Here is a 19010-nt window from a genome sequence, read left to right as displayed (position 1 = left end):
CATGATTATTGAAAGCACCCTACGCCCAGAAAACGCCTTGAGCCGCACAACGGTGAACGCAGGCGATCACTACATCGGCACCGTCAAGCGCGGCCAAACCCTGCGCATTCTCGATTTAGAGGGTAACCAGGCCGCCGACACCCTGTTCTTTAGCGCTGACGATACCAGCGAACGCTATAGCGCTATGGATACGGTACGCGAACAGGGCGCGGTTTATCTCACCGCAGGCACGACGCTAATGTCCAGTGAAGGCCGCGCCATGCTGACGATCAGCGCCGATACCTGCGGCCGTCACGACACTCTGGGCGGCGCCTGCGCCAGCGAAAGCAACACCGTGCGTTACGACCTGGAAAAGCGTCATATGCACTCCTGCCGGGATAACTGGATGCAGGCCATCGCCAACTATCCGGAGTTCGGCCTGACCAAGCGCGATATCACCCACAACATCAACTTCTTTATGAACGTGCCGGTAACTGCCGACGGCGGGCTGACCTTTGAAGACGGCATCTCCGCGCCGGGCAAGTATGTGGAGATGATCGCTGAGATGGATGTAATCGTGCTGGTCTCCAACTGCCCTCAGCTCAACAACCCCTGCAACGGCTACAACCCAACGCCCATCGAGCTATTGGTTTGGGGCTGATATGAGAATAGGCGCTGATCAAGTCAGGAGAGTAAGCGAAACGTCTTTTTCAGGGCCGGAAAGACCGCCATGCAATTCCGGCATTCCCGCCATCCATGGCGGTCAGATGAAAAAGCCGAGCGCCCACGGATGGGTTCACAGCGTTTTCGCGTCTCTCCTGACTTGGCCACAGCACTAAAGCCCTGGAGACGACTCCGGAAGGCCTATTATTCTGCGGGACGACCCGCCTTTGTTTGCAGGCAGTGCCATGTCCATCAATACAACGTTTAGCAAAGTTCTGATTGCCAATCGCGGCGCCATTTCCGCACGCATTTTACGCACGCTGAAAGCGCTCGGTGTGGGCAGCGTGGTGGTTTACGCCGATGCGGATCGTGACGCGCCCTATGTTCACCAAGCCGATGAGGCTTACTCTCTCGGCGAGGGCGGCGCCAGCGATACCTATCTTAATATCGATAAGTTGATCGCCATTGCCCAGCAGAGCGGCGCCCAGGCAGTGCACCCCGGCTACGGCTTCTTGTCAGAGAACACCCGCTTTATCGCTGCCTGCGATGCCGCAGGGCTGACCTTTTTAGGCCCAACCGTCGAACAGATTGAGCAGTTTGGTCTTAAACACCAAGCGCGTGCGCTGGCCGAAAAAGCCGGTGTACCGCTAGTACCCGGCTCCGAGCTGCTTACAAACGTTGATGAAGCACTCAAAAATGCCGAGCAGATTGGCTACCCGGTGATGCTCAAATCCACCGCCGGTGGTGGCGGCATCGGTATGCAAGTGTGCCAAACCGCTGCAGAGTTAGAGCGCGCCTTTGACTCGGTCAAAGGCCTTGGCGAGCGCAACTTTGGCGATGGCGGCGTGTTTCTGGAAGCCTATATCGCCCGCGCCCGCCATATCGAAGTGCAGCTCTTTGGCGATGGCCAGGGCAATGTGGTCGCGCTCGGCGAGCGAGACTGCTCGACCCAGCGCCGCCACCAAAAAGTGCTCGAAGAGTGCCCGGCCCCTAATCTGCCGGAACATGTTCGCCAGGCGCTGCACGCCACCGCTGTTCAGTTGGGCAAAGCGGTCAACTACCGCAGCGCCGGTACCGTCGAGTTTATTTATGACACCGAACGTGAAGCGTTCTATTTCCTTGAAGTGAATACCCGGCTCCAGGTTGAGCACGGCGTCACCGAGATGGTGTATGGCATTGATATCGTTGAGTGGATGGTAAAACTGGGCGCAAACCAACTGCCCACGCTTGAAACACTGACAAAAGATCTCGCCCCCAGCGGTCACGCAGTGCAAGCACGCCTCTACGCCGAAGACCCCGCCCACGATTTTCGCCCCAGCGCAGGTTTGCTGACTGAGGTTGATTTCCCACAGGCTGACGGCCTGCGTATCGACCACGCCATAGAAGCCGGGCTTGAGATCTCAGCGCTCTTCGACCCCATGCTAGCCAAAGTAATCGCTCACGCCGACAGCCGCGACGCTGCTATTGAGCAGTTAGCTGCAACGCTTGATACCGCCAGTGTTTATGGCATCACTACTAACCGCAGCTGGCTGGCCCATGTGCTGCGTGCCGAGCGTTTTCAACATGCCGACCTGGATACGCACTGGCTTGCTACCCTTGAGTGGGCGCCCCCCGTCGTAGAGGTGATCGCTCCTGGCACAATGACGACGATTCAGGACTTCCCAGGTCGCCAGGGCCACTGGGATGTGGGTGTGCCGCCTTCCGGGCCATTTGATGACTGGTCATTTCGCCTGGGCAACCGCCTGCTGGATAACCCCACCGATGCCGCCGGGCTTGAAATCACCCTCACCGGCCCAACGCTACGCTTTCACCGTGCGACCCAGATCGTGCTGGCAGGTGCCGAGCTGCCGACCACGCTGGATGGAGAAGCCATCGCCTTTTGGCAGGTGGTGGATATACCTGCCGGTGCCACCCTAACCCTAGGCAAAGCCGCCGCGGGCGCCCGCGCCTATCTATTGGTACGCGGCGGTATTGCCTGCCCTCGTTACCTGGGCTCCCGCAGTACCTTTACCCTGGGCCAGTTTGGCGGCCACGGCGGCCGCGCGCTAAGAAGCGGCGATATGCTAGATTTACCTCTGCTCTCGCCTACCTCGGCGGCTCAGCTTGATAAGACGATCATTCCAACCTTTGGCAATAAAAGCAGCGGTAAAACCTGGCAAGTGGCGGTACTTTACGGCCCCCACGGTGCGCCGGACTTTTTTACCGATAACGATATCGAGCGTTTTTTTGATCATGAGTGGGAGGTTCACTACAACTCTAGCCGCACCGGGGTTCGGCTGATTGGCCCACGCCCCGAGTGGGCACGCGCCGACGGCGGCGAAGCAGGCCTGCACCCCTCCAATATTCACGATAACGCCTATGCCTTTGGCACTATCGACTTTACCGGCGATATGCCGGTTATTCTGGGCCCCGATGGGCCTTCACTTGGCGGCTTTGTCTGCCCCGCCACCGTAATCCGCGCCGAACGCTGGAAGCTGGGACAGCTCGCCGCGGGCGATAAAGTACGCTTTGTCCCGGTCAGTCTTAACACCGCTCGCACCCTGGAAGAGCGCCAGCTAGACCAACTGGCATCTCTCACAGCAGCGCCCGTCGAAGAGATTCAGCCAGAGCGTGACACCCCTGTTGTGCGCGACGTAGCCGCCGAGCAAGCCGGTGAGCGAATTGTCTACCGCCGCGCCGGGGATGATTTCCTGCTGATCGAGTTCGGCGCCATGGAGCTGGATATCGCGCTGCGCTTTCGGGTACACGCCTGGATGCTGTGGCTGCGGGAGCATTCGCTGCCCGGTCTGCGGGAATTAACCCCTGGTATTCGCTCGCTGCAGATTCACTATGAGCCCTTGGAACTGCCCCTGGATGAACTGCTCACCCATCTGCAACACGCCGAGCAGGCGCTGGTCGATGTGGAGTCGCTGGAAGTGGAGTCGCGGGTGGTTCATCTGCCGCTCTCCTGGGACGACCCCGCCTGCCAGGAAGCCATCGACAAATACCAGCGCAGCGTGCGCCCGGATGCGCCCTGGTGCCCCAGCAACCTCGACTTTATTCGCCGTATAAACGCCCTGGAAAGCGAACAGCAAGTGCGCGATATCGTCTTCGATGCCCGCTATCTGGTCATGGGGCTGGGGGATGTCTACCTGGGGGCGCCGGTCGCCACACCGCTAGATCCGCGCCAGCGCTTGGTCACCACCAAATACAACCCCGCGCGCACCTGGACAGCGGAAAACTCCGTGGGCATTGGCGGCGCTTACCTGTGCGTTTACGGTATGGAAGGCCCCGGCGGCTACCAGTTTGTTGGCCGTACGCTGCAAATGTGGAACCGCTACCGCACCACGGCACACTTCGAGAACCCTTGGCTGCTGCGCTTTTTTGATCAACTGCGTTTTCATGAAGTCAGCCACGAAGAGCTTGAGCAAATTCGCCGCGACTTTCCCCATGGTCGATATGATCTATCCATTGAAACCGCACGTTTTCGCCTAGCGGACTACCAAGCCGAGATCGATAAAAATGCTGAAGCGATTGAGACCTTCCGCACCAAGCGCGAAGCCGCTTTCCAGGCAGAAATGGCCGCTTGGCGGGCCAATGGCCAGTTCACATTCGAAGATCAGGCACCGGAAAGCGCCGAAGTAACAGCGCTGGATGACAACGAGCTAGGCATCGAAAGCCCCGTCACCGGCAGCCTTTGGAAGTTACTGGTTGCAGAAGGTGAGCAGGTAACCGCTGGCCAACCGGTGGCACTGGTGGAATCGATGAAAATGGAAGTTGAGATCACCGCCCACTGTGGTGGCCGCGTCGTTCGCCTGCCGCTTGCAGAGGGAGCATCGATTGCCCCCGGGCAGCCCATCGTGGTGCTTAGCAGTGAAGCGGAGGCAACCCCATGAGCCAATCAACGAACGATCAGCGCCTCGCCGATTTTCAGGCGATCCCAGTGATCGATATTCATGACCTGCTACATGGGGATGTAAGCGCGCGCCAAGCCGTTGCCGAGCAACTTGGCCGCGCCGCCCGCGAGGTGGGTTTCTTTCAAATGGTGGGGCACGGCATTGATCGCTCCCTTCGCGAAGGGCTAATCAGCCAAGCCAAGCGCTTCTTTGCCCAGCCAACCGAGACCAAAATGGAGCGCTATATTGGTCTTTACCACCACCACCGGGGCTATGTGCCGCCCGGTGAAGAGTCGCCGGATCCCAAAAAGCCGGATATGAAAGAGGCTTTTGATCTCGCCTTTGAACTCCCCAGCGATGATCCTGAGGTCTTGGCAGGCACTCCCCTGCTCGGCCCCAATCCCTGGCCCGACCTTGAGCACTTTCGCGAGCCGGTCGCAGCCTATTATGACGCGGCCTACCAGGTTGGCCGCACACTGATGGGCGGCTTTGCCCTAGCGTTAGGGCTTAAAGAGAACCACCTACTTCACCATGTGACTAAACCGCCCAGCCAGCTGCGCCTGATTCACTACCCCTATAACCCCGATGCCGAAGATGCTCAGGGCATTGGTGCCCATACAGATTATGAGTGTTTCACCCTATTGCTCCCCACCGCACCGGGTCTTGAGGTGATGAACGGCGCGGGTGAATGGATTGATGTGCCGTTTCGAGACGACGCCTTGGTGGTCAATATCGGCGATATGCTGGAGATATGGAGCAACGGCGAGTTTGTCGCCACCTCTCATCGGGTGCGTAAAGTAAAGGAAGAACGCTACTCTTTCCCGCTATTTTTCGCCTGCGATTATCACACCGTGGTCGCCCCGCTGCCCGAGCTGGTGACCCGCCACAGCCAAGCATATTACCCACCGCTTAAAGCGGGGGATCATCTCTACGCGCAAACGATTCAAACCTTTAAATACCTGCGTGAACGGCTAGCCCAGGGAGAAATCGCGCTGCCCGATGGCGCCCGCGAAGTGGGCAGCCTTGGCCAGCACGGCAAGCATAAGGAAACCCCATAATGAGCGCTTCCTTACCCAGTATCCCGCGCGAATTTCGTGGGGGTTGGCAGCGCACGCTTTATGCCGAGCCCGCCACCGAGCCCTACCAACAGACCGATACTACCAGCCAGGTTGTCTGGCTCCAGGGCGAGCACTGGCATGCTGATTTACGCCTACCTGCCAACGGCCCGGATTTTTCCGGCATTACCGGCCTAGAAGCGTGCAACCGATCACAGCTTGAGTGGTTGGCAAGCCTGACCGCCTTTGCGGGCGTTACCCAAATCGAAGAAGGGCTATGCATATGGCACCGCTATCAGGATCTTTGCCCCAGTTTAGAGCGTGATGTTGGCCTACTACGCTGGCTTGATGACACCACCCTAGAAGAGCGGCACCCCCATGGGCTCTACGTTGAGCACTGGCAGCGGCTTTCCGGTAACGCCGTTGAAGAAGTAGTTCGTTGCGATGAGCAAGGCCACCTTCGCTGGCTGCAGCTGGGCGAATACGCCATAGCGATTACCCCTCGCTCAGCAACGGCCAATCTAGCAGCTTTATTTGAACCAGTAAGTGACTTAACTGAAGGCGCTTTACGCTGGCGCGCCAGCCTTTGCTTCGACTACTTAGAGCGCAGCCAAAACGGTTGGCAGATAGTGCTTTCGACTCACCCCTGGCGGGTGGGTGAGCTACTTTCAGTATCAACGTTTAATGACGGTCACCGTTCACAGATAGGAGTTTAATAATGTTACCCATCGCATCACTGGATATTGCGACCCTTCACACCGCCTACCAACAGGGTGAGCTTACCCCCGCTGCGTTAATCGACGAGCTGCTAGCCCAAGCTGAAAGCCACGGCAAAGAGCCTGCCTGGATTACTCGTTTAACGCGAGAGCAACTGGCGCCTTACCTACAGCGCCTGGAAGGCGAATCGCCGGAAACACTGCCGCTTTACGGCATTCCCTTTGCGATGAAAGATAATATCGACCTCGCAGGGATACCCACCACCGCTGGCAGCCCGGCGTATGCCTATACGCCAACCGAAAATGCTTTTGTGGTGCAGCAGTTGATCGATGCGGGCGCGATCCCGATGGGTAAAACCAATCTGGATCAGTTTGCAACGGGCTTGGTCGGCGAGCGGGCGCTGGAAGTTTATGGCACCCCAGCTAATGCCTTCGATCCAACGCTGGTGCCCGGTGGTTCCAGCAGCGGTTCGGCGGTGGTCACCGCGGCGGGGATGGTCAGCTTTGCGCTGGGCACCGATACCGCAGGCTCCGGGCGCGTGCCCGCCTGTTTCCATAACCTTTACGGGGTCAAGCCAAGCCTTGGGCTGCTTAGCACCCGAGGCGTGGTTCCCGCCTGCGCGACCCTAGACACCATTAGCCTATTTACCTTCACCGCCGACGATGCCGCTAAAGTGCTCGGCATTACCGCTGCCTATGATGATCAGTGCGCTTGGTCGCGGAAGCATGACTTTGCTGTGCACGGTAAACGCTATGGCAAAGCCCCTGCGGCGTTCCGCTTCGGCGTGCCGCTGGAATCCCAGTGGCAAACCGATGAGGCGTATACCAAGGGAATGCACCAAGCGATTGCCGAACTGGAAGCTCTCGGCGGCGAGAAAGTCGAGTTGGACTGCTCGCCATTACTCGCAGCAGCACGCCTGCTTTACGAAGGCCCTTGGGTGGCGGAACGCTACCATGTTATTCGCGAGCTGATGCAATCCCATCCTGACGCTATCCACCCGGTAACGTTTGAAATTACCCAAGGCGGCGCTACACCACTGGCCGTGGATGCCTTCGATGCGCGCTATAAGCTCGCCGAATTTAAGCGCCAAGCCGACGCGTTAATCGCTAACGTCGATATCATGCTTTCGCCCACCACAGTCACGCACCCAAGCAAGGCCGAAGTGGCGGCGGACCCCATCGGCGTTAACTCCCGCCTGGGCACCTGGACTAACTTTATGAACCTGCTCGACTACAGTGCTCTGGCCGTGCCTGTAGGCTTTAGCGAGCGCGATTTGCCAGTGGGCGTGACACTGTTTGGGCCGGTGTTTGCTGACTTAACGCTGCTCTCCCTCGCCCGAGCCATAGAAGCCCGCTTAATGCTGCCGCTAGGTGCCACAGGCGTTGCCCATCCGGCGTTATCTGAGCCCTTAACCAATGCCCAAGACGGCACCATGGAGCTGGTAGTGTGCGGTGCACACCTGCAAGGACTGCCGCTTAACCACCAATTGACCGAACGCGGCGGCGTATTAGTGAGCACCACCCAAAGCGCGCCGCGCTATAAGCTGTTTGCCCTGGCAGGCGGGCCGCCCAAACGCCCAGCATTGCTACGCGACGAAAACGGCCAAGCCATTGAAGTGGAAGTGTGGCACCTGCCCATCGAAAGCGTGGGCAGCTTTTTAGCAGGCATTCCCGCCCCGCTCGGTTTAGGCCAAGTGGAGCTTGCCGACGGTAGCTGGAAGTGTGGCTTTATTTGCACCGCCGGAGCGCTTAATGAAGGTGGCGAAGCACAAGACATCAGCGAATTTGGCGGTTGGCGCGGATGGCTGGCGAGTCGTTCATAGCGCCAACATATCAGGCCCATCTAGTCGATGGGCCTTTTAAGCGAAACAGATTTTTAACCTACGGCTCACGAACGAAACGCTCATACTTTTCTAATTGGGCCAGCGTACTGAGCCACCAGCTCATCCGCTGTGATTAGCAAAAAACCCTCAGCCTCTGCCTGGGCCACCAAAATCCGATCAAAGGGGTCTTTATGAATGCTAGGTAAATGAGCGACGTTAAGTGTATGCAGTGAACTGATGGGGAGTTCTAAATAGCCATTATCCACCAACCCTCTTCGCAATAAGTGCGGGTCAACTTGAAAATCAGGGCGCTGCAGGCTGTTCTTGATCACCACTTCCCAGATGCTGGCGGCGCTAAAGTAGAGCCTATTATTCTCGTCGTTGATCAGCGATAGTGCATCCGCCGGGAGTTGCTCCGGTGACGCCGCTGCCCAGAGCAAAACATGCGTGTCCAGAAGCAGATTCACATCAGCCTCCAAACATCTCAGCTATTTCCTCCTGCCCCATCCGATCAAAGTCATTAGGCACTTTAAACTGGCCTGCCAAAAAACCTAGCCGCTTCTGCTGACCAGGCACAGGGCTGTCAATCGCCGTTACCCGCGCCATCGGCTTACCCGCTTTGGCGATAATAAACCCCTCGCCCTCGGCAGCCCGCGCGACTAGCTGCGACAAGCGCGTTTTGGCTTCGTGTATGTTGATAGCCTCCATATGAAGTTCTCCCGATAAACACGACTTAGTTCAACTAGTTTAGTTTATTCGAGATAGGCAATTTTGCAATGCCTCACCTCCACTGAAAAAAAACAGTGCGACGTGTTGCGACATTTGATCAGGTTACGGCCCCCAGATCATAAAGGTACCGTTTTCTGCTAAAGTTATAGTGCTAACGATTTCTGACGTTGAATTAGCCTCAATGTCAGGCTTTCCACTCAGCAGGAGGCCAACACGTTATGTCGTCACCCCTCTCATCAAAATCGGGCGCTATCGTCCTTCTGATAGCCTCACTCGCCGGGCTTGCAATCGCTCTATATGCCTATTTCACACCACTTACCGGGGTCACGGGAACACTCGGGGCACTGGTTGCCATTGTGGCCTGTTGCGTTCTTGCGGTGATGGCGCTATTGCTCATGAAAGTCAAAACACGCGGGGCTTCCCTCACACTGAGAGGGCTTATTCTGCTAGGGCTCGCCGGTACATTTTTTGCCGCAATGCTGCTCCATCAGTGGTGGATTGGCGTTGCCATGGTGCTCGGCCTGATCGGTTTGATTGTGGATATAGTTCGCCCAGCGCGTCACGCACGCCTCACCCACACCTAAGGAGCTGCCCATGCCAACTTTATTATCCGCCCCGAGCACTCCGTTTAAATTTGTTACTTCGGGCTTAGGCGCGATTACCGCTCTGGCTATTGGCTTTACGCCCTTGCCGCTACTCGCTCAGGAGTCATCAGTAGATACACAGCAACCCACTGCTCAAGAACCGTCCGGTGAACAGGCATCGCCAGGGGAGCAAGAGAACGACACACCGGAAGACGCGACTAACGCCGCCCCCATTCCGCTGGTGCCTGGAGAGCCGACCTGGGACAGTTTTCATGGTCAGCTCAACGCCCAGAAATATAGCCCGCTTGATCAGATTAATGCCGACAACGTTGGCGAATTGGAAAAAGTCTGGGAAGTGCATACTGGCGATGTGGCGGATGGTTCAGGTGATTTACCCGCGACCGTTTGGTCTGCCACGCCGGTATTTGCCAACGACACGCTGTATATCGGCACACCGTTCTACCGGATCCTGGCCCTAGACCCCGCAAATGGCGAAGAGAAATGGAGCTTCGATACCCAGTCCTCTCTCGAAGCGCTGACCCAGCCCGCCCTGAAGAATCGCGGTGTGGCTTATTGGGAAGCGGACACCCCGGAAGCAGGCGAGCCCTGCCAAAAGATCATCTACATGGGCACCATGGATGCGCAACTGTTCGCGGTCGATGCCGATAGCGGTGAACAGTGCGCAAACTTTGCCGATAACGGCGTGTTGGACGTCAACCAGTGGAATGACACCAATGAAAAATGGCCGTTGTCGCTGCTACAGCCACCCACTGTGGTGGGCGACCATCTAATTCTTGGCTGGGCAGGCATGGACTGGGCCTATGAAGAGGCTCCCCCTGGCACCGTATTTTCAATCAATGCCCGCACCGGCGAGCTCGAATGGACGTTCCAGGCGCTGTCTGATGAGATGCGCGAGCAGAGCGGCACCGCCAATGTCTGGACGCATATGTCCGCCGATGAAGAGCTTGGCCTAGTCTATTTACCGGTTTCCTCCCCTTCACCGAACTACTGGGGCGGCAATCGCACCGAGGAGGTGCCCTTAGGCACATCCACCACCGCGGTGGATATCGAGACCGGCGAAGTGGTGTGGTCACGCCAGTGGGTGCATCACGATATTTGGGATTACGACATTAACGCAGCCCCAACGCTGATGGACATTACCGTCGATGGCGAAGAGATCCCGGCGCTGATTCAGGCGACCAAAATGGGCTTTCTGTTTGTGGTCAATCGAGAAACCGGTGAAGATATTTGGCCAATTGAGGAGCGCCCAGTACCCAGCGGCGACGGTAGTGTTGAGGGCGAAGTCTATGCGCCGACTCAACCCTTCCCCACCAAACCCGCGCCACTGTTAGATCAGTCCGAGAAACCCAACGTCTGGGCGCTGGCTGATGCGGTTAGCTTTGGGGAGTGCTCGGCGCTATGGGACGAACTCACTTATGAAGGCATGTACACCCCACCGACGACCCAAGGCGAAGGCACCCTTGGCTTTCCCATCAGCGCGGGTGGCGTTCAGTGGGGCGGCGTAGCCTTCGACCCCGAAAGCCAGACAGCGATCGTCAATACCTCGCACATTGTGCAGTACATAAAACTCTATAATCGCGAAGATTATGACAAAGCGGATAGCGGCTCCGGCAATGAAAGCGGTTTTGCCCCACAGGAAGGCGCGCCCTATGGAATGCGTTTAGAGGTCGCACTCAATCGGTTGGGCATGCCCTGCTGGGAACCACCCTTTGGTGAGCTTGTTGCCCTCGACATGACGACAGGTGATATCAAATGGCGTCGTCCCATCGGCGCATCGCAACAGTACGGTTTCTATATGCCAGAGAGTTGGGGCTCGCCCACCATTGGCGGCCCAGCGGTCACCGCTGGCGACGTTATCTTTATTGGCGCTTCCATGGATGCCAAGGTGCGTGCCTACTCGCTGGAAACCGGTGAGGAGCTGTGGTCAGATCAGACCGAAGCCCCCTCCGTCTCGAACCCTGCTGTCTACGAGTACAACGGTCGCCAATACGTCGCCTTTGTTTCCGGTGGCAACAGCATTTTGAAAGATCAGGTAGGTGATCAGGTTGCCGTTTATGCCCTGCCGGAATAACGCTTGCGGTTGATCAATAGAAAACAAACGGGGCGGCCTTAAGGCCGCCACGTTTATGTTACATCCCATCTTCTTAGTTAGTCTCGTCGACTTGCCTTGGAGTACGTTTGGCTAACGCATGGTTAGCAGTTTTAAAACATACCCGCATCAACGGCACTAGCAGCCACAGCAGCGGCGTCAACAGCCAGCGATAGGCAAATCGCGCCACTATCAGCACCGGCAGTAGCACAACCAGCCAAATAAGAAACTGGCCCAACCATACCGGCCAGCCTAGCCAGGTAGAAAGGTTGGCGCCCAGCGCGCTGACCAGGCTTGGGTGGCGAACCACCACATAGGCGGTGCCCGCTACCGCTGCAATCTTGGCCATACGCGGCAGGGTCGCAAAACGCCCGCTGGTGGCAACAACTCCCTGGCGCAAACCAACGCGAGCGCCCTGGGCTTCAACGCTCCCCACCCGCGCAGCACGAGCGGCCCTGCCCGCCCGCAGCACCTTAACGGTGCTGGCCATGACCAGTAGATCGACACCGGCCCAGCCTAGATCGGCAGCGCCAATGGCGTCGCCCCGCCGCCACTGGCTTTCTAGATCGCGTAGCCCGCTGGTAAAGAAGTCACCGACGCCTGCGACGACTCGCTCGCCCTGCAACCACTCAATCTCGCCTTGCTCACTGACCACAAACTGGTTAAGCAGTGCGTGGCCATTGGCTTCCAGCAGCGCAATGCCCATCTGGCCGCGACGGTAAAGGGTGAACGCTGAATCCGCACTGCCCTCCTCATCGTCCCACCAGCGGCTAAGCTGCTGGTAGCGCTCTCCAAGCCAGTGCTGAGCCCTTAGCGTTGCGACATCGTGGCTGCGAAAGTAGCTGATTGGCAATATGGCATCGGCCCCATAGCGCACCAGCACCTGCTGAAACTGGGGCGATAAGCCGTACTCCACCAGCACATCGCGAGCCATATCGCCGTGGCGTAAAATCGCCAAAGAAGCGCTCATCCACAGCGCCTGATCATCGGCGTAGCTGAGAAAAAGCGCGTTGAGCTCTGGCGACGCCTGCTCAAGCGATGCCTCTAGCGTGGGCAGCGCCCGCTGAGCTTCCAGGCGCACCAGCTTGGACTCGAACGGTTCATGTGAGGCTACGGTGGTTAATACCCCCGCCACCACAATGGCTGTCGCTACTATTAACCATCCCGTTCGTACCGACCATCCTGTACGCATGTCTATCTCCCGCTGCAGCGCTACTATCAGGCTATTTATACGCGTAACGCTGACAATTGACAGCAGTTACTCTTTACAACGTTTGCTCTTTACAACGCTTCCATTAGGCAATTTGCGCAATTATTTACAGCAAATTGCCGGATAGAATAAGATATCCTATACTTAAGGTCATAAACCATTAGAAAGGAGCTTTTCAATGGATACTATTGATGCAGTGGAAAGTGACGTTATTGCGCTAATGGGCGGTATTGCGGGTGCGCGCTCGGATGACCTGATCCGCAACGGCGTGCCACTTGATGCCCTTGAACGGCTACGTAAAGAGCACGGCATTGATGCTTATGGTGTCGGAATTATCAATCGCCGCACCCATGATCATCGGCGCTCAAAAGGAAAACCCTTAACGCCCGACGAGGGAGACCGCCTCTACCGAACGAGTAGAATCGTTATTCTCGCCGAAGAGGTATTCGGCAACCGTGAGAAAGCTATTCGTTGGTTAGAGAAACCTCGCCGTGCGCTGGGGGGAATCAGCGCCTTGGCAGCTGTCACCACCACGCCTGGCTATGAAGCGGTTGAAGAGCTACTTCAGCAACTCCACTATGGGTTTACTGCTTGACCAGCGTTTACTGGCGTATATCCAACTACACAGATCTCTCTGGCATAGGCGGCACGATCACTGCTGGCCGATGGCATCACAAAGGCCAACCGGTAGTGTACCTGGCAGACTCGCCCGCCACGGCGCTGCTTGAAGTGCTCGTTCACTTTGAAATGAGCATTGATGAGCTACCTGATCGCTTTACCCTACTGCGGATTGAGCTTCCGTCATCTCCCAGCAAGGCCTGTGTTGAGAAGCAACTGCCAGAAAATTGGCATCAGCAACAGCATCTCACCCGCTCGCTCGGGTCACAATGGCTGAGTGAAGGCAGCGCTTTACTGCTCAAAGTACCCACGGTGATTGTGCCGCATAACAGCAACTATCTGTTTAACCCGCGCCATCCTGAAGCCAGCCTAGCTAAGCTTTCGGTTGAGCAGTTTCCTCTCGACCCCAGGCTAGTGAGCTAGCAACTCTCCAACCAACCCAGCAACTCACGCTGCACCTCTTCCACCGGCAGATACTCCTGCTCCAAGCGCCCCTGGGGCTGGGCTTTAAGAAACTTAAAAAAGGCCATTTCGCGCTCGTTCAGGCCAGCGGCAGGCAACTCGGCGGGTACCGGCTCCGGCACTGCGCTGTCGTGGCAAAATGCCGTGAAGTGGGTCTCGCTCATCATTAATGGGGTAATCGAGGGCAGCGCCTGCCTGGCCCTGGCCAGCATCACTAGCCCCCAGGTATCCATATCGCCCCAATAGGCCACCGCTTTGTGCTCCAGCGCCTCCCCTGCCAGCCAGTGCAGATCCAGCCCTGCGCCAAGAATCGCCACGCTGCCGGGCATGGCGGGTAGTAAATGTTCACACTGCTCATTTTCGACCACCACCACCCGCGAGCCTGGCAAGCTGACCTCCGCCAGCTCCCTGGCGGTAATGCGCTGGCGCTGAAAAGGCAATAGACCCTTTTCCAAGGGCACGACTAACAGCCAGTGGTCCTTATCGTCGGGGGCATCCAGAAAGCCGCTTAACCCTTGTTGGCTCACCATGCCGTCGTAGCGTTCATCAAGCAGGCGTGTCAGTAAAACGCTATGGCGCTCGATAAATTTGGTGTCCACCCCCAGCCCTTTGAGCAGCCTTAATGGGCGGCCCTCGGCCATGCCTGGCTGCAGTAAATCCGCTAAGCGGGCGGCGTCAATCAGCTCGTCAATCGCTTTGTTGCGCCATAGGGCACGCTCGCGAACGAAGACTTCCCGGTAGCGCTGATTGACGCCTGCCACCAGGGTTTCCAGGGCCGCAAACTCGTGTTGCACCTGAGCATCATCGGTCGCGGCCGCCCACGCCGAGGGTTGAGGCAATATCCACTGCACGGGCATAGATACCGGCTCGGCGGCGGCGCGGAAACGCACCTCATCCCACACGACCTCGCCCACCGCCACCTGCCGCCAGCGCTGCACATGGGCCTGCACCTGCGCGGTCTGCTCGGCGAACTGGCGGCCGGTTGGTTTGCCAATCGTCAGCACCAGCGGCCAGCTATCGGCGGACAACAGCCGCTCCACCCGCCAAAAGGGCTGCTGCCACTGCTTGGCCAGGCGGCCAGCGATATCAGCGGGGGACTTCATCTTGCCCCTTGCGGCGCTTTTCCCGCACCGCATCCAGCGCCTGCCAACTGATCGGTGTCAGGCTGGAGGCATTGCCACGCCGATGCACCACCACCGCCGAGCGGGTGTGCTTGCGCAGCAAGCGCATCTCTTTATTGGGAGTAATAAACAGCGCGTGGAGGTGAAACTCATTGAGCGCGGCAATAATGCGACCGGCAACGGCATTCGAACTGCGCGCAAAGGCTTCATCTAACACGATGGTGCCGAATAGCGGCCGCGGGCTGCCATCCGGGCACAGCGCGTAACTCAACGATGCGGTGAGGACATAGGAGGCAATAATTTCTTTTTCACCACCGCTGCCGCCTTGGGATCCCGAACGGGTTTCAATCACCCGCCCATCGGCGCGGTCGATCATCGCGACCTTAAACTCAAGCCTGAAACGCGGATCCAATAACGCCCGTGCCCCCAAGGTACGCTGGCGTTCGCAGGCATCGCGCAGCAGGGCGATAATATGTTGCAGCGCCTTGTACTGGCTTTCGCCGCCATCCTCGACAAACCGCGACGAGGCAAGCGCCGTATTGGCCCGGGTAAAGGTGCGTAGGCTTTCATGCACCACCTTGTTCGCCACCAGCTGCAGGTAACGGCCGCGCTGGAAGTCCACCCGCCGCAGGGTGTTATTGAGGTCGTCCAGCCGCTCTTCGATGCGCTCCACTTCCCCCTCAATGGTGGCCAGCAGCTGCGATACGCCTTGGTCGGAAGAGTCGGTCAGGTAGGCCTGAAAACGCTGCTGCTTCTCCGGCAGGGCCTCTTCGGTGAGCACCTTGAGCCGGGCCAGGTAGTCGGGCACATCCTCCAGCTCGCGCCCGACCTCGGATAGCGCCCCGCGGTCTTCGCGCTGGGCATCCGACATGGCTTTGACCAACTCCTTTTCCAGCCGGCTTTGGGTGGCACGCAGGGTGGTTAGCTGCTGTTGCAACGCGGCGGCGGCTTGGCGCTCCAGTTCATCAACGTTGGCCAGCTGCTGCTTATCAAGGGGCGAAAAATGGCCATCGGCAAGGGCGCGCTCAGCCTCCTTCAACCCCGCTTCGCTTTTGCGAAACGCCCGCTGCTGCTCTTTTTGGGCGGTGTTCAGCTGACTGTTTAACTCAGCACTATGCTTGATGCACTGGGTCTTTTGCTGCTCCAGTGCGGCCAACTCCTCGCGGGCTTGCTCCAGTTGGCGTTTGGCTAGCGCAGCATCGGAATCCGGTGCGGTCAAGGCCGCCAGTTTGTCCCGTTGCTGCTGCCATTCACGCTCGGCGTGGGGCGTGTTAATCAGCGCATAGTCCAGTTCCACCAGCGACGTCAGCGACACCACCTGCTGTTCAAGTGTAGCCAGTAAGGCCTTCGCCTGCTCTTCTGCCGCCTTGGCGCTCTGCAAGCGCGCTTCCGCTTCGCTGATTTGCGCGCTTAACGCCGCCAGCCGGTCGCGGTTATCAAAGCCGGTTTGCCAATCATCGCTTAGCCGCTTTTGATCCTGCTTGTCAAAAAAGCGCGCCTTGCCCGACATCAGCCCTTCCACCGTCATGGCATGGGGTGTCTCGCGCAAAATCTCCGGCGAGGCAACGCAGTGTCTGTCCAGCCCGGCCAGGAGCTCTTTCACTGCTTCGCGGTAGGGGTGCTCCTTGTAGTCGAGCTTGCGGGTAAAGCCATCCTCGAAAAAGCGCGGCTGGCGCGATGGCGGTTTCACTTCCAGGATACGTACATGCAGCGCATTGTGGCGGCTATTGATCCAGTCTAGCGCTTGGCGGCTGGCCTCCGGCGGTACCAGAATACGCAGCCGGTGGCTGCCGATTGCCCGCTCAATCGCGCCGCGCCAGGCCTGCTCGCCCTCTTTCACCTGCACCAGCTCAGCCACAAAGGGCAGGTCATCTTCAGTGAGTTCCAAGGCGTCGGCCAGCAGGGCGCGGAACTGTTGAAAGCGCCCCGGAATATTCGACCCTGGGCGCGCTTTTACCTGGGCCAGCTCATCCTGCAGCTCACTGCCTTCGCGCTCAATCTGAAAGCGTTGGCTACCCTGCTCAAAGGCGGCCTGTTTGGCGGCTTCAAGCTCTTGCTGGGCGTGCTGTAACTGCTCGGCGGCCAGCATCTGATTGGTGGCGACTGCTTCACGGTTGAGGGCATCATCAAGGGAGAGCGAGCGTGCCAACCGCTGGTAGTCTGCCGCATGGCGCTGACATCGCTCCAGGTTGGCTTGTTTTTCCCTGACCAGCGCTTCCAGGGTCTGAATATCCGAACCGCCCAGGCGCAGATAAGCCTCATTTAAGCGCTCACAGCTTTGATACTGATGAGCGTACTGCTCCTCAGCCGCTGCCAACTCGGCCTCGGCCTGCTGGGTTTGTTGCTGCAGACGCTCTGCTTCGGCCTTCCACAGCAGGTGAGCCTGTTCGCCAAACCACACCGGTAGCACCCGGCTAAGCGTTTCCTGGTCATCCAGCTGCGTTTGGTTGCGCTGGTACTTTTCCCAACCGGTGTTGATGGGTTCCAGGGAGCGCTGCTGACGGCGGGCGATTTCAAGCTCTTCGTGAATGGCGGTCAGGTCATCGAAACTGTCGGCGACTTCCCGGGCGCGCTGGAACTGAGCGTTATCGTCCAGCACCAGCTCGCGAAAAATCTCATCGATACTGTTGAGCTGCTTCAGTCCTGCCGCCCGATTAAGCAGGTTAAAGGCGTTGTCAAGCACTTCAAAAAAGTCGCGCAGGCGCGCTAGAAAACCCTTTTTGCTGGGGTACGTCCAAATCCCGGTGTCGGTTTTATCCTGTTGCCGCAAGGCGCGCATGCCGCCTTCCTGTTGCAGCGTCAGCCAGCCTTGCAAGGTATGCTCGGGGGCGGTACTGAACAGCCATAGCTTTTTCATATCCGACGGCGACATGCTGGTGCCGTCAAACCACAGCAGCGCACCGATACGCACCAGGCTTTCGCCATTGCTAAGTGTCGCCACCAGGCCGGTGACGGTTTTGCCCGGCCGTGCGATATGCGACTGTCCCTCGCCGCCATCCCCTGGGCCACTCACCCCGCGCACATAAGAGACAAGATCCCGGTCACTCTCATGGCCACCGGTAGAGGCGAGGTTGTATTTGGGGTTGGCCGTGAGCAACGTCATCAGCGCATCCACCAGGGTGGTCTTGCCGCTGCCGGTGGGGCCGATGATGGCGCTGCCCTGGGCGTCGATATCGGCCCTATGCATACCGCCAAAACCGCCCCAGTTAAACAGCTCCAGGGTCTGCAAAATATAGGTGGGAGCCAGTTGCCAACCGCTCTCTTGAGGCTCTTCCAGTAGTGAAGGCTGGCTAAGCGTCGTGGTGGTCATTACACGCTCTCCCCGTGGTCACTACTCTCCGCGGCTACCCGCGCCTTTAACTCATACAGCAAGGCGGTAAGGTTTTCCGGGTTGGCCAAGTGGGCGATCATTGGCCGGATGGCCACCCGCTCATGGCTATCCGGCGCCGATACCAGGCCATGGCCTTTGAGTTGATCCAACAGCTGCAGCACTCGGGTACGCTCACGGGCCTCGCTACCACTTTCACCCAGGTATACCTGCATCTGCGGAATTAGCTCGTCAACGGCGACCATGGCGTCGCCAGCGCCGGTGCCCGCGTCCTGCTCGTAAGCAATAAAGTACTGACGCAAAATCGCCACCAGTAGCGTCTGTTCCAGGTTCAGCCGCTGCTTGCGCACCAATGGATGCGACCAATCATCCTGGGGCGCGTCGGCATCTCCATGGCGTATCGCCAGAAAGACCAGTCCACGGATCTCATCGGCGCGGGCGATTAAATCCAGTGGCTCTAAGGTGGCATTAAGCCGCTCCATGGCGACCAGGGCTGCGCGGTACAGCTGGGGTCGTTGGCTCTCTTCCAACAGCCCCATGCGCAGCAATTCTTGAGCTACTTCACGCAGCTTAAGGTCGGTGCGGGCGGAGGTTTCACTGTTTATCTCCTCACCAGCAGCATCCAGTGCGTTACTTTGATGCGCTGAAGCCGGTTCACGGGGCTGATCAGGCAATTCCTCTTCACTGGCCTCATCCACGCCCTGTTGCTTAACAATTCGATCAAATACACCCGCCAT

15 protein-coding genes are annotated in these 19010 nt (G+C 58.2%); 9 read left to right on the top strand and 6 right to left on the bottom strand.

Annotated elements, in window-relative coordinates; all coding sequences use genetic code 11:
• The first annotated feature begins 1 nt into the window (after window position 1).
• The 5 genes from ACT3UM_RS07500 to atzF all read left to right on the top strand — a co-directional run bounded on the left by ACT3UM_RS07500 (window position 2) and on the right by atzF (window position 8111).
• Window positions 2-640: an urea amidolyase associated protein UAAP2 gene (locus tag ACT3UM_RS07500; protein ID WP_498897532.1), complete on the top strand. Its 639-nt coding sequence runs from the start codon at window positions 2-4 to the stop codon at window positions 638-640.
• 247 nt (window positions 641-887) lie between these two features.
• The gene (gene uca / locus ACT3UM_RS07495; protein WP_498897530.1) at window positions 888-4517 is read left to right on the top strand and encodes an urea carboxylase; all 3630 of its coding nucleotides are present in this window, start codon (window positions 888-890) and stop codon (window positions 4515-4517) included.
• Entirely contained in the window at window positions 4514-5575 is a 1062-nt protein-coding gene (locus ACT3UM_RS07490; protein ID WP_498897528.1) for an isopenicillin N synthase family dioxygenase, read from the top strand. The genes uca and ACT3UM_RS07490 overlap by 4 nt, the downstream gene beginning before the upstream one ends.
• A complete protein-coding gene (locus ACT3UM_RS07485) occupies window positions 5575-6288 on the top strand; it encodes a hypothetical protein (protein ID WP_498897526.1) in 714 nt (237 codons plus the stop codon). The genes ACT3UM_RS07490 and ACT3UM_RS07485 overlap by 1 nt, the downstream gene beginning before the upstream one ends.
• A 2-nt stretch (window positions 6289-6290) precedes the next feature.
• Window positions 6291-8111 (top strand): allophanate hydrolase, encoded by a 1821-nt coding sequence (atzF, locus tag ACT3UM_RS07480; protein WP_498897524.1) that lies wholly within the window; start codon window positions 6291-6293, stop codon window positions 8109-8111.
• Between the two features lie 80 nt (window positions 8112-8191).
• On the opposite strand, the gene ACT3UM_RS07475 is transcribed toward atzF, so the two are convergent.
• A complete protein-coding gene (locus tag ACT3UM_RS07475; protein ID WP_035578224.1) occupies window positions 8192-8578 on the bottom strand; it encodes a type II toxin-antitoxin system VapC family toxin in 387 nt (128 codons plus the stop codon).
• A 1-nt stretch (window position 8579) separates the two neighbouring features.
• The gene (locus tag ACT3UM_RS07470) at window positions 8580-8819 is read right to left on the bottom strand and encodes a type II toxin-antitoxin system Phd/YefM family antitoxin (RefSeq protein WP_144814653.1); all 240 of its coding nucleotides are present in this window, start codon (window positions 8817-8819) and stop codon (window positions 8580-8582) included.
• 239 nt (window positions 8820-9058) lie between these two features.
• On the opposite strand from ACT3UM_RS07470, the gene ACT3UM_RS07465 reads away from it, so the two are divergent.
• Together ACT3UM_RS07465 and ACT3UM_RS07460 are read left to right on the top strand one after the other, a co-directional pair.
• On the top strand, window positions 9059-9424 hold the full coding sequence (locus ACT3UM_RS07465; protein ID WP_498897522.1) for a hypothetical protein: 366 nt from the start codon (window positions 9059-9061) through the stop codon (window positions 9422-9424).
• 10 nt (window positions 9425-9434) lie between these two features.
• Window positions 9435-11516, top strand: a complete 2082-nt coding sequence (locus ACT3UM_RS07460) for a pyrroloquinoline quinone-dependent dehydrogenase (RefSeq protein WP_498897520.1) — start codon at window positions 9435-9437, stop codon at window positions 11514-11516.
• A gap of 73 nt (window positions 11517-11589) precedes the next feature.
• Here ACT3UM_RS07460 and ACT3UM_RS07455 read toward each other — a convergent pair whose 3' ends face one another.
• Entirely contained in the window at window positions 11590-12726 is a 1137-nt protein-coding gene (locus ACT3UM_RS07455) for a hypothetical protein (protein ID WP_498897518.1), read from the bottom strand.
• 196 nt (window positions 12727-12922) lie between these two features.
• On the opposite strand from ACT3UM_RS07455, the gene ACT3UM_RS07450 reads away from it, so the two are divergent.
• Both ACT3UM_RS07450 and ACT3UM_RS07445 read left to right on the top strand, forming a co-directional pair.
• Window positions 12923-13339 carry an Xre family toxin-antitoxin system antitoxin gene (locus tag ACT3UM_RS07450; RefSeq protein WP_498897516.1) on the top strand — a complete coding sequence of 139 codons (417 nt, stop codon included), beginning with the start codon at window positions 12923-12925 and terminating at the stop codon, window positions 13337-13339.
• Window positions 13336-13785 carry an RES family NAD+ phosphorylase gene (locus ACT3UM_RS07445; RefSeq protein ID WP_498897514.1) on the top strand — a complete coding sequence of 150 codons (450 nt, stop codon included), beginning with the start codon at window positions 13336-13338 and terminating at the stop codon, window positions 13783-13785. The genes ACT3UM_RS07450 and ACT3UM_RS07445 overlap by 4 nt, the downstream gene beginning before the upstream one ends.
• On the opposite strand, the gene ACT3UM_RS07440 is transcribed toward ACT3UM_RS07445, so the two are convergent.
• The 3 genes from ACT3UM_RS07440 to ACT3UM_RS07430 are packed head-to-tail and all read right to left on the bottom strand — an operon-like array spanning window position 13782 to window position 19010.
• A complete protein-coding gene (locus ACT3UM_RS07440; RefSeq protein WP_498897512.1) occupies window positions 13782-14927 on the bottom strand; it encodes a Wadjet anti-phage system protein JetD domain-containing protein in 1146 nt (381 codons plus the stop codon). The two genes, ACT3UM_RS07445 and ACT3UM_RS07440, sit on opposite strands and share 4 nt — an antisense overlap.
• Window positions 14911-18255 carry an ATP-binding protein gene (locus ACT3UM_RS07435; RefSeq protein ID WP_498897510.1) on the bottom strand — a complete coding sequence of 1115 codons (3345 nt, stop codon included), beginning with the start codon at window positions 18253-18255 and terminating at the stop codon, window positions 14911-14913. The genes ACT3UM_RS07440 and ACT3UM_RS07435 overlap by 17 nt, the downstream gene beginning before the upstream one ends.
• Window positions 18255-19010: a DUF4194 domain-containing protein gene (locus ACT3UM_RS07430; protein ID WP_498897508.1), complete on the bottom strand. Its 756-nt coding sequence runs from the start codon at window positions 19008-19010 to the stop codon at window positions 18255-18257. The genes ACT3UM_RS07435 and ACT3UM_RS07430 overlap by 1 nt, the downstream gene beginning before the upstream one ends.

Origin of the sequence: Halomonas sp. AOP13-D3-9, from assembly GCF_052379125.1 — a bacterium.
Taxonomy (GTDB): domain Bacteria; phylum Pseudomonadota; class Gammaproteobacteria; order Pseudomonadales; family Halomonadaceae; genus Vreelandella.
Note: the sequence above shows the minus strand (reverse complement) of the source record. Positions and strands in the feature narration are given on the sequence as shown.